This is a genomic window from Neolewinella agarilytica, assembly GCF_900110645.1.
Classification (GTDB): Bacteria; Bacteroidota; Bacteroidia; order Chitinophagales; family Saprospiraceae; genus Neolewinella; species Neolewinella agarilytica.
In genome coordinates, this window is sequence record NZ_FOFB01000015.1 from 123,980 (window position 1) to 138,447 (window position 14,468).

11 protein-coding genes are annotated in these 14,468 nt (G+C 52.6%); 3 read left to right on the top strand and 8 right to left on the bottom strand.

Going from position 1 to position 14,468, the window contains the following annotated elements; genetic code table 11:
• Window positions 1-58 precede the first annotated feature (58 nt).
• A complete protein-coding gene (locus BM123_RS14330) occupies window positions 59-1,099 on the top strand; it encodes a M50 family metallopeptidase (protein WP_139211893.1) in 1,041 nt (346 codons plus the stop codon).
• A 38-nt stretch (window positions 1,100-1,137) separates the two neighbouring features.
• On the opposite strand, the gene BM123_RS14335 is transcribed toward BM123_RS14330, so the two are convergent.
• On the bottom strand, window positions 1,138-1,638 hold the full coding sequence (locus BM123_RS14335) for an OmpH family outer membrane protein (RefSeq protein ID WP_090169703.1): 501 nt from the start codon (window positions 1,636-1,638) through the stop codon (window positions 1,138-1,140).
• Between the two features lie 150 nt (window positions 1,639-1,788).
• Here BM123_RS14335 and BM123_RS14340 point away from each other — a divergent pair, with 150 nt between their 5' ends.
• Window positions 1,789-2,559 carry a glycoside hydrolase family 73 protein gene (locus BM123_RS14340; protein WP_217642169.1) on the top strand — a complete coding sequence of 257 codons (771 nt, stop codon included), beginning with the start codon at window positions 1,789-1,791 and terminating at the stop codon, window positions 2,557-2,559.
• A 173-nt stretch (window positions 2,560-2,732) separates the two neighbouring features.
• On the opposite strand, the gene BM123_RS14345 is transcribed toward BM123_RS14340, so the two are convergent.
• The 7 genes from BM123_RS14345 to BM123_RS14375 form a co-directional block, all read right to left on the bottom strand.
• Window positions 2,733-3,098, bottom strand: coding sequence for a type II toxin-antitoxin system PemK/MazF family toxin (locus tag BM123_RS14345; RefSeq protein WP_090169705.1), 366 nt, complete (start codon window positions 3,096-3,098; stop codon window positions 2,733-2,735).
• On the bottom strand, window positions 3,076-3,309 hold the full coding sequence (locus BM123_RS14350) for a hypothetical protein (protein ID WP_090169707.1): 234 nt from the start codon (window positions 3,307-3,309) through the stop codon (window positions 3,076-3,078). The genes BM123_RS14345 and BM123_RS14350 overlap by 23 nt, the downstream gene beginning before the upstream one ends.
• A 335-nt stretch (window positions 3,310-3,644) precedes the next feature.
• Window positions 3,645-5,042, bottom strand: coding sequence for a tRNA uridine-5-carboxymethylaminomethyl(34) synthesis GTPase MnmE (mnmE, locus tag BM123_RS14355; RefSeq protein WP_090169709.1), 1,398 nt, complete (start codon window positions 5,040-5,042; stop codon window positions 3,645-3,647).
• A gap of 161 nt (window positions 5,043-5,203) precedes the next feature.
• Window positions 5,204-6,370: a sensor histidine kinase gene (locus BM123_RS14360; RefSeq protein WP_090169710.1), complete on the bottom strand. Its 1,167-nt coding sequence runs from the start codon at window positions 6,368-6,370 to the stop codon at window positions 5,204-5,206.
• Window positions 6,371-6,494: 124 nt separating this feature from the next.
• On the bottom strand, window positions 6,495-7,244 hold the full coding sequence (gene rnc / locus BM123_RS14365; protein ID WP_245748566.1) for a ribonuclease III: 750 nt from the start codon (window positions 7,242-7,244) through the stop codon (window positions 6,495-6,497).
• A 6-nt stretch (window positions 7,245-7,250) separates the two neighbouring features.
• Window positions 7,251-8,516 carry a beta-ketoacyl-ACP synthase II gene (fabF, locus tag BM123_RS14370; protein ID WP_090169712.1) on the bottom strand — a complete coding sequence of 422 codons (1,266 nt, stop codon included), beginning with the start codon at window positions 8,514-8,516 and terminating at the stop codon, window positions 7,251-7,253.
• A gap of 102 nt (window positions 8,517-8,618) precedes the next feature.
• On the bottom strand, window positions 8,619-8,858 hold the full coding sequence (locus tag BM123_RS14375) for an acyl carrier protein (RefSeq protein WP_090169714.1): 240 nt from the start codon (window positions 8,856-8,858) through the stop codon (window positions 8,619-8,621).
• A 663-nt stretch (window positions 8,859-9,521) separates the two neighbouring features.
• Here BM123_RS14375 and BM123_RS14380 point away from each other — a divergent pair.
• Complete coding sequence (locus BM123_RS14380) at window positions 9,522-14,438, top strand: T9SS type B sorting domain-containing protein (protein ID WP_175489397.1); 4,917 nt, start codon at window positions 9,522-9,524, stop codon at window positions 14,436-14,438.
• The last annotated feature ends 30 nt before the right edge of the window (window positions 14,439-14,468 follow it).

The following is a 14,468-nucleotide window of genomic DNA, read 5'->3' on the forward strand; positions in this document are numbered from 1 at the left end:
CGTAGAGTTGCACTGGAGTTTCCTGCTACTCCCTCCGGCGATCCTGTACTTTTCGTGGGTGCCGGAATACGGCATAAACTGGCGGGCAGCCGGTTGGTGGACTGCCATCGCGTTATTGCTTTTTGCCTTCGTACTCATTCATGAACTGGGTCATGCACTCATGGCCCGCAACCGGGGAGTTCAGGCCGAGAAGATCGTCCTCTTTCCACTTGGCGGTGGCGCCTATTTACCAGAACAGCCCGAGCGGGTGCGGGATGAAGTACTGGTTTATGCCGCAGGTCCGCTGGCTAACATTGCACTGGCCCTGATCGCCTTCCCCCTGATTCTTTCCCGCCCTGACGGGGAATTACTCTTACGCTACTATTTCCAGCTTACGGGGAACATTGTCGTTTTGCCGGGATGGTTAGACCAGCTCCTCGGCCTCACCATTTCCGTCAATCTGTTGCTTGCCTTCGGCAACCTGCTGCCCGCCTACCCCCTGGACGGAGGCCGCATCCTGCGTGCCCTGCTCCGCCGGCCAGTGGGCGCACGGCGGGCCACCGTTGTTGTTACCTTTCTGGGCGTGATTATCGGGCTGGCCTTAATCTACCTCGGGTGGCGGATCGGAGACCCCTTACTTATGCTAGGAGCTGGCTTCATCATACTGCTTTCCATAGCAGAGTATCGCAATGGGTGGCAACGTCGCCGACTCGCTAAACACGCGCTTTCTACCGTCTTACGACCAGCGAATGAACGCTACCGGGTCTTTCCTCAGATCAACTACCAACAGGCCTGTGCGCTGTTCACGAAGGCAGGATGGCCGGTCTTACCCGTATTCGATGAATGGAACCAGCTAAGGGGCTTTCTGGAGTCCACCGTTCTGCTGGAGGAAGCGACGGAGGAGGTCAGCTCCGTTCAGCCTTATTGTGAATATGAATTCGTTACGGCCTCGCCATCGGAGAACCTTCTTGCCGTCACCGAAAAAATCGTCCATGCCAACGTTTACGGAGCGGCCATTTACGGTCAGCGCGGCCAGCTGGAAGGCTACGTCTTTACTGAAGACGTGATGAAGCTGCTCGATACGCCGTGGAAGCGATTCCTTAAAAGATGGAGGAAATAAGGGCAGTTGTTAACAGTCGCAATTCCCGGATTATCAGGCTATATCCCCAACTTTGCCTTTACCAATTCCATCATATCACTGCTATCTTCCGTAAACAACAGAGAATTGAACAGGGAGGAATCAAAGACCATCTGATAGCCATTTTCTTTTGCAACGGCATCGATGGCCTCGCGGGCTTTTTTGATGATAGGCCCCAATAATTCTTGCCGCTTTTGCTCGATTTTAACCACCATCTCCCGCTCAAACTGCTGAATAGCAGCTTGGTCCTGCTGGAGTCTCTGCTTGATCTGCTCCAACTCTTTGGGGGTGGTATTCAGGCTGTTAGCTTCCGCTTTCGCAACGGCCGCTTTTAAGTCTTCCACCATCTTTTCGCCCTGCTTAATAAGCTGTTGGTTAAAGGCTTCCAGTTCCGTTTCGGATGCCTTGACTTCGGGCATTTCACTGAGAAGATTGCCAAAATTGACGTGCCCGAACTTCTGAGCATGGCTCACGGAAACGGTAGCAAATAGTAACAGCAGAGAAAAGAGTAAATGCTTCATTCGGGGCGTGGCTGATTGATGAACAAAGGTAACACGATGGAAAAGCCCTGGTCCTTAAGGAAGCGTTAAAGAAACAATTAAAACTTTTTTGTTTTAAAATTTGATATTTTAAAACATTTACTGCTACCTTGTGGACATAAAGCAACAAAAATGATTAATCAGGCTAACCTCCCCATTCCTGCCGGATGGAAATTATTCTTCCGGGAATTATACCGTCGGGTGCAGCAGCAGATCAATAGTCCCTGGACCAAGGTGGTTTTCTTGTTCGCCTTAACGATAATCGTTACCCGTAAGGAACTCAGCATGAGTATCAGTATTAATGGGGGGGATTTCTTTGCATTGAACGAGACATCCGTTTTTAAAGACATGACCGATGGCCCTATCATTACCGGGGCGCAGTCCGCAGGTGCATTGGGAGGTGCGGAAGCAAAGTTAACCAGCTACAGTGCCCCCAAAAGGGAATGGACCGAGAAGCAAAAAAAGCAACTCGCCTACGTAGACCTGTACAAACTTACCGCGCTGGCGGAGATGGAGACTCACCGAATCCCCGCCAGTATAACCCTCGCTCAGGGTCTTTTGGAAAGTGGGACCGGCCGTAGCACCCTGGCCAGAAAGAACAACAACCACTTTGGCATCAAGTGCTTCAGCAAGAAGTGCCGCAAAGGGCATTGCTCCAACCACAGCGACGACCACCACAAAGACTTCTTCAGAAATTTCGACTCGCCCGAAGAAAGCTACCGTGCCCACAGTCAGGTCTTGCTCAAGAGCAGATACAAACCCCTCTTTGACCTTTCCATTACCGATTATAAGGGCTGGTCTCACGGCCTGCGTAAAGCAGGCTACGCTACCGATCCCCGCTACGGGGACAAACTCATCCGCATGATCGAAGACCTCGAGCTATGGCGATACGACCGGCTCTGAAGATATAATGGTGGGAAGCCCGAGAGATTTCCCTCTGGCTGAGGACAGGCAGGCAAGTAGGCCCTTGACTGTGAGATGAACGCGCTGCTTATGCCTCAACCCACCATTTAAGAATTATAGGTTTGACGTTTTGAGTGTGACGGCCCGTTCCCCTGCCAGGGAGCGGGCATTTTTTATAGCGCCAGCCAGTTCGCCAGTTTCTTCCGGACCATGCCTTTTTCCAGCTCAGAAATCTCCGTACCGGAGGTAACAAACATATTTGCCTTAGGCATGAAGGTCAAACTGTCTACCGCAACCCAGTGGTCTCCGGGCAGGGTGGCTGTTCCTCCGTTAGATTTCGACTGTATCTGAACCCTGATCTCGCTATCCGTTTCCCGAGGGGTTGGGGATAAAAGCAAAACCGTCACGGTCTGCTGACGGTGGCGGTAGGCGAATTCCTCATTCGTAACGACGAGGACAAACTTAAAGGGAGAATTAGGCGATAACGGTTTTCTTAGGGCGTAAACGTGATGGGGTTTAAAGGAAGTAGTTGAAGACATCTGCGTTGTTACTGTAAAAGTGGTGTACGTCGGAACACATCTCAACGGACTCTTGGCAGTCCTTTACGTAAGCACGATATTCCTGATCGCTGAGTCCGTATTTATTGTCTTCTGCGGTCCGACTGGTTTCGTTCTGAAAATCCGAATGCTTTTGAGCAATCGAGCCAATGCCGGCCGAAGCCTGAAGAGAAGTATCAAATCCTGTATTCACGTTATGCAACCTTAGTTTGCTCTTATGACGACTTTCAAAAAACAAAAGTCACGAGCTGTTATAACTGTAGTAACACAAAACTACGCCTAAGTTCCTTATCGCGAAAGGGTTATGACACTAGGCAGACACAGCCCTAAAAGGCCGAAAATCACTTATTTGATTACGCGCTACGGGATGTTAGTAAAATCAGGCTTCTCTTTTCACCTTATACTGGCTAAAACCGACAGATTAGCATCAATGATCTGCTTACACAGGCTTATGTCTTAGCCGGCAAAAAAAGTTCCTAAAAGTTGAATTATTTTCGATTCGGTCGGGTTTAAGCAGAAAACGGCTGTCTATTTCCCAATACAAAAACTGGAAAAAATGTTTCCCAGCAAATCATCTGTGGTGATTTCGCCGGTAATTTCGCCGAGTTCCCGGAGTGATTGGCGGATGTCCATGGCCACAAAATCCTGGCTCACACCGCTGGCTAAACCATTTAAAACCCGGACGAGTGCCTCATCCGCCCGCCGCAGAGCGTCATAGTGCCGGGCGTTGGAGAGGATCACCTGCTGCTGATCCAGCAGCGCCGTCCCACCCGTTGCTGCCGCCAGCAAACGCTCCTGTAGATAGCCCAGATTACTCTTCTCACTGGCGATCATCGGGACGAAGTCTTCCTGCTCTACCTGCCACTTCCCCGTGTAAGTTTCTCCGAAGTATTGCTCAAACTTAGTGTAAGGGTTCAGGTCCATTTTATTGGCCACAATGATCAGCTGGAGGTCCTGCTGCCAGAGCCGGTCAAGGTCTGCAGCGAGGGTCTTGGGGTCGGTCTCGATGACGTCAAAAACGTAGACCAGCAGTTGGCTGGTCCGGACACTTTCCAGCGCTCGCTCTACGCCGATGGCTTCGATGGTATCCGTCGCTTCGCGGATACCGGCGGTATCTACGAGGCGGAAGGTTACGCCGCCGATATTCACCGTCTCTTCGATGGTATCCCTGGTGGTACCGGCGATGTCGGAGACGATCGCCCGTTCCTCATTGAGCAGGGCATTGAGCAGGGTGGATTTGCCGGCGTTGGGCCGGCCGGCGATGACGGTAGTTACCCCCAACTTAATCGCATTGCCCAGGCGAAAGCTGGTCGTGAGTGCTTCAATGCGGCCGCGGATGCGATCAACCAGCTCGCGGAGTTCGTTTCTATCCGCGAATTCAACGTCTTCCTCGGCGAAGTCCAGCTCCAGCTCGATCAGGCTGGCAAAATGGATCAGCTGCTGCCGCAGCTCTCCGATCTCGTTACTCACGCCGCCACGCAATTGCCCAAGGGCGATACGATGAGCCGCTGCAGAGGTACTGGCGATCAGGTCCGCAACGGCCTCCGCCTGGCTCAGGTCCAGCTTTCCGTTGAGGAAAGCGCGCTGGCTGAATTCTCCGGGCTGCGCCATACGGGCACCGTGATCAAGGCAAAGCTGCACTACCCTGCTGAGGATGTAAGCGCTGCCGTGACAACTGATTTCGACGGCGTCCTCTCCGGTATAGCTCGCCGGGGCCCGGTAGAGGGTAATGACGACTTCGTCAATCGCCTCACCCGTTTCATCGGTCAGGATGCCAAACCATGCTTTTCGGGCTTCACTCTGCACCAGCGTCCGCGCCGGAAAAAACGGATCCACGATACGAATACACCCTTCGCCCGACAAACGGACGACCCCGATGGCTCCTTCCCCCGAAGGAGTGGCAATGGCGACAATGGTTTCTTGCATGGGGCAAAGATAGACGGCTGCGCCTTTTAGACGTAAAGCCTCGCTGCGCTCGCTTTACTTTTAGATGTCGCTCCGCTCCTTGCAGACGCTTCGCTTTTAGCATGCCTCTTTGAGAAATACCAGAAAGTTGGCGAAGCCGCGTCTGAATAGCGCGTAACGCGCTAATTCATCACTCTTGGCAGGGTAATCGTAAAAGTGGTTCCTTTCCCTACCTCAGACCGACTGACGGCAATTTTGCCCTTATGATATTCCTGCACGATGCGTTTCACCAGGCTAAGCCCAAGCCCCCAGCCTCTTTTTTTTGTGGTAAAACCAGGGTTAAAGACTTTGCGGATATCCTTGGGCGCGATGCCTTTTCCGGTATCTGAGATGTCAATCATTACTTTGTTTTCCAGTACGCGGACAGCTCCGGATATGGTTCCTTTCCCATCCATGGCATCGAGTGCATTCCGGAGGAGGTTTTCTACCACCCAATCAAATAATAAGGGATTGATCGCGATCATATCTTCCCCTGCATCAGGTGCAGGAAAGTCAAAATTAACCTTCCGGGGGGCTCTTTTTTCCATGTATTCCCGACACCGGGCCAGTTCCAGGTAAACATTCACGGACTGCAACTCCGGCGCGGCACCGATCTTACTGAATCGGTTCGCGACCATAGAAAGCCGGTCTACGTCTTTTTCCAGCTCACTGGAGACCTCCATCAGATCTTCATCCTCTGCGTACATGAGCTTAAGGTGCTCCACCCAGCCCATAATGGCACTGATGGGAGTTCCTAACTGGTGGGCCGTTTCTTTGGCCATCCCGACCCAAACCCGGTTTTGCTCTGCTCTCCGGGCCTGGTTAATGCCGATGAAGCCGATGATGATGAACGAAAGGATCAGAAAACCCTGGATGTAAGGAAAGAAGCGGAGTTGACGGAGGAGGCGACTTTCGCCGAAGTACATAATCTGCACATCAATTCTAATGGGTTCTCTTCCTTGCTCAATCCATTCTTCCAGTATTTTTCGGACCTCATTGGTGTCCGGCTCCCAGCTCCCGAAACCGTTCCAGGATTCAATGTTCCCCTTTGTGTCAGTCAGAATTCGAGGGACCGTTTCCATGCGGTCAAGAATTTCGCTCTGCAGGGTAAAATCCCGCTCCAGGTCTTCTGCCGTATCAATTTTATTAAGATCTTCAATGGCCAATCCAAACAGGTTAGCATAATTCTGCTCAGTAGTCGCCAGTTGCGCCGCCAGATTATTGGTATACCAAACCGAAGCGATCACTATTACCAGTCCGACAACGGCAAGGTAAAGGGGCCAACGAGAAGTAGTTTGAAATATATTCATGCGTGATAGAAGGTCCTAAATCTAACGATTGGCCTTCGGAATAGGGTATTTGTCCCCGTGTTTTTTAAGAGAGAAGAATGGGGGCGCATGGCGCAGGTGCCAGGTGGGGTAAAAAGCAAGGTGGCTACCTTGCCGCAGCTGAAACCTGAATCCCCAGGTCCTGCAGGGCCCGGCGACTCGCAATCTGCTCCGCACTTTTCTTATTAAAATCTTCTCCAACGGCCATTTTACGACCATTCACCATTACGGCTACCTTGAAGCGATCTCTTTTGTCCTGTTTAAAACGTTTGACGACGGCGTAGTCCACCTTCTGTCCGTTTTTCTGGCAGTGTTCCAGTAATTGGCTTTTGTAGTTATCGTCATAGCTCTCCAGATGCTCGACGTCTACGTAGCTGCGCAACATTCTGCGGACGATGAATCTCGTCGTCCGTTTATACCCTTGCTCCACGTAAACGGCCCCCACCAATGCCTCTACGGCATTGCCCAGCATGGACTTAGCGATGCGGGTATTGTTGTAGGTGGAGAGAATCTCGTCCAGCCCCATATTGAAGCCGATCTCATTCAGACTCTTGCGCTTTACGATCTTGGACCGCATTTTGGTAAGGAAGCCCTCATCTTCCGTAGGGTACTTCTTGTAGAGATATTCCGCAACGATGGTCCCCAGAACGGCATCACCCAGGTACTCCAGTCGTTCGTTGTTCTGCCCGCCGTAAGCCTTCGTTGAGCTGTCGTGGTTGCTGCTTTTATGCTGAAAAGCCAGCTTAAACAAATGCAGATAAGCAGGGGTGAAGCCCAACAAACGCCTTAGGCGCCGGACGAATTCTTTCTCCGGAGACAGGTAATAATTATAAAAGCGTCTGATCGCTTTGATCACAGTTGGCTAAGATTTGAAGCGCCTAAAGATAGTGGCTGAGTTGTGCCCACCAAAACCGAAGGTGTTACTCAGTGCAACATCCACTGTTTTATTCTCCGCTTTATTGAAGGTCAGATTCAGGCGAGGGTCAATATTGGGGTCGTCCGTGAAGTGGTTAATCGTAGGAGGAATGAAGCTATTCTGGATGGCCAGAATACAAGCCACCGACTCGATGGCCGCAGCCGCTCCCAGCAGGTGGCCGGTCATGGACTTGGTAGAACTGATGTTCAGGTTGTAGACATCTTCCCCGAAGGCGAGCTTAATGGCCTTCAGCTCGGCCGTGTCTCCCAGAGGAGTAGAAGTACCGTGCGTATTGATGTAATCCACTTCGGCGGGAGAGATTCCGGCGTACTTCATGGCGTTTTCCATGGCAATCTTAGCGCCTGCTCCTTCAGGGTGAGGTGCTGAGATGTGGTACGCATCAGAGCTGGCGGCGTAGCCCGCCACTTCGGCCAGGATGGTAGCTCCGCGTGCCTGCGCATGCTCAAGGCTTTCGATGACCAGAATACCGGCACCTTCGCCCAACACGAAACCGTCGCGGTCCGCATCATAAGGGCGGGAGGCCGTTTTCATGTCGTCATTACGGGTGCTCAGGGCTTTCATGCTGTTGAAGCCGCCGATGCCTACTTTGGTGACAACGGCTTCGGCGCCTCCGGTGACCATCAGGTCAGCCCGGCCAAGCCGGATATCGTCAGCTGCAGCCGCCAGCGCGTGACCGCCGGAAGCACAGGCACTTACCGTTGCGTAGCTAGGGCCACGCAGATTGTAAGCCATGCTGATGTGCCCGGCGCCCATGTTGGCGATCATCCGGGGGATCATGAAAGGATTGTAGCGGGGCGTTCCGCTCCCACCTTCAAAATCCTCAATTTCTTTTTCCAGGGAGCGAAGCCCGCCAATACCGCTGGCCACAATGGCTCCGGCGCGGTCGGGGTTGAGCTCAAAAGCCGTAGTCCCGTCTTCGTTCTTGATACCGGCCATACGCATTGCTTCTTCCGCAGCGTACATGGCCATAATGACGTAGCGATCAAGACGTCGAATCTCTCGCTTATCGAGATAATGCGTAGGATCCCAGTCCGTCACTTCACAGGCGAACTGTGTTTTGAAGAGTTCGGGATCGAACTGGGTAATGGGCTTAGCGCCGCTTTTACCGCTCTGCAGACCTTCGAGGTATTCAGGAACACTATTCCCGATGGCGGTCAGAGCACCGATTCCGGTTACGACTACTCGCTTCATGGGTTTTGCTTTTGTTGGGCTAACGACCAAAAATAAAAACCGCCGCCCGGGGTCTGGAGACCAGACACATCGGGCGGCGGAAGAAAGGGAACGGGAACAATATTACTTGTCTACGCTGCCTTCAAGGTAAGTAACAGCCTGGCCGACGGTCTGGATATTCTCCGCCTGCTCGTCCGGGATGCTAATGTCGAATTCTTTTTCGAATTCCATGATGAGTTCTACAGTATCAAGACTGTCGGCTCCCAAGTCGTTTTGGAAGCTGGCCTCCGAGGTGACCTCTGCTTCGTCTACGCCGAGCTTGTCGACAATAATCTGTTTCACTTTTTCCTCAATGCTAGCCATAGTATAATTGGCGTTTAATGAACAATTGCGGCGCAAAGAAAGCCCGAAAGGTTTACTTTAGCAAATCCAAGCCTTCAGAAAAGGTTTGAATACCGCGGTTTAGTATTACAACAGCGTAAGTATACGATTTGATGGCAGGGTTTTACTACTGGAACCGATTATCCTTCTAAAATGACCTGCTTTTACCGTAAAAAACTTGGTTTTCCACACTAAACCCGCCAGCCGGGGACCTCTCAAAAAACTTTTCTCCTTTTCTGTTTTTTTTGATTTTTTGGGCCTTTCAACCAGAAAAACAGGCCAAAATTTTCTGTTGCTCCTTGCTTACTGAGCGGGTAAAAAATAACTATAATCCGTTTTTTTTGCCTCCGGTCGACCCTGACTCATGACTTTATTGAAGGCAGGTTCTATGATAAACAGGTGATTCTGCAGGGTAGAGTACGAAATATGGAATGAGAATTGATGTTCCCCTGACCGGAGGGCCGATTTAATGGTGATCAAGCGCCACATTGGCCTCTCAAAAGCTATCTTTGATAAAAATCTACATATTTACTTCTTTGCACTAGAAGTCCGAACAGCATTATGAGGTTAAGTTTTATGTGTTGCGTTTTATGGACGACTCTCGGCTACTTGCCTGTTTTTGCTCAAAAACCAACGATTGAATTAATGGGGCTTGAACGCCAGGTTGAAGCTTTGCCCGCTTCGCTTGCTAAAATGCCGTGTGACCCGGCCAGCAGTCCGATCACCATTGTTAGCTGCGAAGGAGAAACGCCCATCAATGGAGACGAGGACCCATCCGACGGTGCTTTTATGGAGTGGGTCGCTACGGGGACGAACAACCTCTACTTCAGTAGAATTTACAATGGCACGGACACCTTTAACATTGTCAGGCCCGGCACCTCCAGCAGTGTGTACCCTGCCAATGAACCTGACGGGGTGTCCTACCGGGGGCGCTTGGCCATCGGTGGCTCAGGTGGCGGCAGCAACGCCTGCCTGCAGCCCGGCACCTGGACGGTACAAGTCTGGGACGTAATGGATGCTGACGGTGATCTAGAACCCGATGTAGGACCGGATGGCGGCATTATTGGCTGTTTCACGGAGTGTTCTTATACTTTTTTCCCTTCCTGTCCTTCCACGACCAACCCTCCCTTTACCGTTGACGTGCGAGATCTGGGTTGTAATGGTACCGGCGGATACGTCAACCTGCTCAACTTTCAAACCGCCGACCTTTATTGTGTGGATGGTGACGGAGGTGGAGCGTCCTTCTCCTGGACCGGCCCTGACGGCTTTACCGCCACTACCCGCGACGTGGACAACCTGGCCCCCGGCATCTATACGGTTGCCGTAATGGACTTTTACGGCTGTACTTCTTTCTGGACCCGAAACATTGTTCAGCTCGATGATGTAGCCATGACCTGTAGCCCGGTGAGCGGGCCAAGCATTTTTGGCGCCAGCGACGGGTCCTTTAGCGTAGATATCTTCTCCGGCTCCGGAGACTATACGATTTCCTGGACCGGGCCCGTATCCGGGATGAGAAACAATGCGGTAGACGGGATCAACACCGTTTCCGGCCTGCCGGCCGGCAGTTACACCGTTACGGTGACCGACGTCATATCCAGCTGCTCCGAGATGTGTACTATCGTATTACCGGACCCGCCCTGCGTCATTGACTTTTCGGTTAGTGAAGACAACATCGGAAACATCATCATTACCATTCTGGACGGCACCCCGGATTACTTCGTCAGTTATACCGGGCCTACTTTCCGGGACGACATTGGCCCGTTCGACAATGGCGGCCTGCTCATCAATGCCGGCGAATTTGAAATCGGCGAATACGTCTTCACCGTCTATGAAGCCGGGCGGTCAGACTGTAGTGAGTTTCGCTTCTATGAAATTCCCGGGCCGGATTGCAGCGACCTCACCTTTACCCTCAATGAATTGCGGCAAATAAGCTGCCATGGCCGTAATGACGGCCGGATAGAGATCAGCTTCACCGGAGACCACAGCCCCGTCATATTCTGGACGGGGCCCGGCGTTGATGGCTCCAACACCACAAGCCTCGATAATCTCGGTCCGGGAAACTATGCCTATCAAATCAATGATAGCCGGGGCTGCTTCCTGGAGGGGGACTTTGACATCATTGATCCTCCAACGCTGCTTTTCACCTGCGACCGCGCCAACGAAACGCTGCCTGACAACGATGACGGCAGAATCTGGTTCGACATCAGCGGCGGCACTGCCGGATACTCTATCAGTTACGTTGCTACTGATCAGGATGGCAATGCTTTACCCTCCCTTACTGACCGGCCGGTGATGAGCGGAGACACCCTCTTCAATCTGCCGGCGGGTGCTTACCAAATCACCCTTCAGGACGCTAATGGATGTACGCAGAACTGTACGGCCATTATTGATCAACCGATCTGTGACCTGGCGATGAGCGGAGGCCAGACCGACATCAGCTGTTTTGGCGAAGATGACGGCATCATTACCCTGGACATTAGTGGAGCCGGAACAGGACTGCAAATTGACTGGAACGTAGATGCCCTCGACGGCAGAGATACCGTTGAGCAACTTAGCCCTGGCAACTACTCCGTCACCATCAGTGATGATACAGGATGCCCGGTGGCTCCTCTCAGCTTTACTATTGCCGAGCCCGATACCTTCTTTGTGGACCTGATGCAAACCGAGTCCATCAACTGTTTTGGCGAGGAAACGGCAAGAATAGAGGCCGTAACCTCCGGCGGTCAGGGCACACTTTCCTTTCAGTGGAGCGTCGGTGGAGTGGGCGACAACAACGTTGCCGGCAATCTTCCGGCAGGTAGCTACGCCATTACGGTTACTGATTCCCTGAGCTGTACGGCGCTTGATGACATCATGGTAAGTCAACCGGCCTTGTTAACGCTCAACTGTGGAGCAGTGGCGGAAACCAGTATTGGGCTGGCCGATGGCGTCGTCGGCTTTTCGCTCAGTGGCGGAAGGCCCCCTTATCGCTTCAGCCTGAACGGTCAGCCCGTTGCGCGCCCACCGATGGATAGTTTCCGGGCGCTCTCTCCCGGCAATTATCGCATTGACATTCTCGATGCCAATGAGTGTAGTGTGACTTGCAACGCCGTGGTGAATGCCGGTGGTTGTGGAGATTTCACCGTGACGGTTAGTGCCGTCCAACCTGATTGTAATCTGGCTACCGGATCAGCTACGGCCAGCCCGATGGCCGCCAATGGAACGGTCCGTTATCTGTGGAGTAACAACGAAACAACGGCCACCGTCACGGGACTGCTGCCGGGTGGCTATACCGTTACCGCAACGGATATATTTGGCTGCGAAGCCATCGGTCAGGTTACCTTCAATGCCTTTGAGAACTTTCCCCGTGTGAGCCTTGCGGCCTTCAATCAGATTTGTGAAGACGACTGTAGTTCGATTGCTTATGTGGCGGAGGGGACATTTCCATTCCAACTGAGTTTTGTGGTTAATCAGGCGCAGACGCAGGTGCCAGAGACCATTGAAATAAGCAGTGCGAACAGCCTGCTGGAGTTCTGTCCCGGTGATTTTGGTCTCAGCACCCTTGCCGGCAGCACTATTGACTTTTTGGCCGTAACGGATGCGAATGGTTGCAGCAGAGATGTGAATGAATCGCGGGAAGTATCCCCTTTCCCGCCTGCCCTTGGCAGCCTGGACACCACTCTCTGCCGCCAGGACACCTTGCGCTACTTCGGCGAGATATTCCACCTCGGCAGGATGAATGACGACGTAACCATTCCCCTCCCCTCCGTGAACGGTTGTGACAGTACAGTCTCTGTATCCTTAACCTTTTTTGCACCTGCGCTCGGCGCCCTCGACACCACCCTTTGTGCCGGAGATACTCTTCGCTACTTCAACGAACTATTCCACGCCGGAAGAACGAATGATGAGGTCATCATTCCCCTCCCTTCCGTGAACGGTTGTGACAGTACGGTCTCTGTATCCCTAACCTTCTTTGCACCCGCGCTTGGCGCCCTGGACACCACGCTATGTACCGGAGACACTCTTCGTTATTTCGACGAAATTTTCCACGCCGGAAGAACGAACGATGAGGTCATCATTCCCCTGCCCTCGGTAAACGGATGCGACAGCACCGTCGCGGTCAGTCTTGATTTTTATCCTTTAGCAACCAGCACGATCGACACCCTGATTTGTGAGGGTGATTTTTTCTTCGTCGGAAGCGTCCGCTTTGACGGTCCTACCAATAATCAGATAGTTACTTTAGCAGGTGCTTCCGGGCAGGGCTGTGATAGCCTGGTGTCAGTTTCTGTCGGCATGATCGCCCTTCCGGAGATATCCATCAGTGGCGATGGTTTTATCTGTACGGATGGCTTACTGGACATCACCCTGAACTATGATGGCACGGGCACTGCCACGGTGGAACTCAGTTCTCAACCCGGTGAGTTTTTTCAGATTACGCCCGGTCAAACGGTGATCGAGCGAATGGTAGTGGCGGGTACAACCATCAGTATCTTATCCGCCAGCGACGATGGGCCCTGTGCACCGATTACCAGTGGCTCCATCCAGGTGGAAACCTCTGACCTGGAACTCCGTATTGAAGTAACGAGTGGAGACGGCCTCTACGCCGTCAGCTGCCCCGGAGAATCCGATGGCTCACTGCTGGCTACCCCCAGCGGCGATCTCGGCCCTTACACCTACGAATGGAGTACCGGCGAAAACGGCCGGTCGCTGGATGGCCTCTCCGCCGGAGTATACTCTCTTATTGTGACCAGCAGCCGGGGCTGTCAGGATACTGCACAAGCCGCCCTGTTTGCACCACCGGTGCTGGTCGCCAGTATTGATACTTTACCCGCCAGCTGCTTACAGCCCAGCCCCCAGATCATCCTGCGTGACATTGCGGGTGGCACGGGTCCTTACCTTTACAGCATAAACGATCAGAATGGTTTCCGCCAGGTGGGGAGCCTTCCAAACACCATTGACGCCATTGTCGGGACCACCCGCTTTCAGCTGGAAGACAGCCGTGGTTGCAGACTGGCAGAGAACTTCTCTTTTGCCCCGCCCCCTACCGGAGAGATCGTTGTCACGCCCGGCCTCTCGGTCATCACCCGGGGGGACAGTGTCCGACTTCAGGTACTCACGGACCTCAATGCCGATCAATATCTCGTCAGTCCCGGCAGTCCGGAGCCCATGAGTTCTTCTTCCTTTTTTGTTGCTCCTGAGATAACAACTACTTACGAAATAACCGCCATTGATGAGCTGGGCTGTACGACGACCACGACCGCTAAAGTTGTCGTGGACCGTTACGTCCCCGTCTATATTCCCAATGCTTTTTCCCCGAACGGAGACGGAGTAAATGACACTTACCGAATTTACGGACGCAAAGAGGTGGTCTCCTTCAGCAACTTTGCCATTTTCAACCGCTGGGGGCAACAGGTTTATATTCTGGATGGGCCAGTCAGCCCCCAGGACGTCAACTGGGGCTGGGACGGGACAACCCAAGAGGGCCGGTTACACGAACAGGGTGTGTACGTCTTCACAATAACGGTTACTTTTGCGAACGGAACTACGCAGACATTTAAGGGAGACTTGGTGCTGATGCGATAAATTTTTCCTAAAAGACGGGCTAAAGAAATA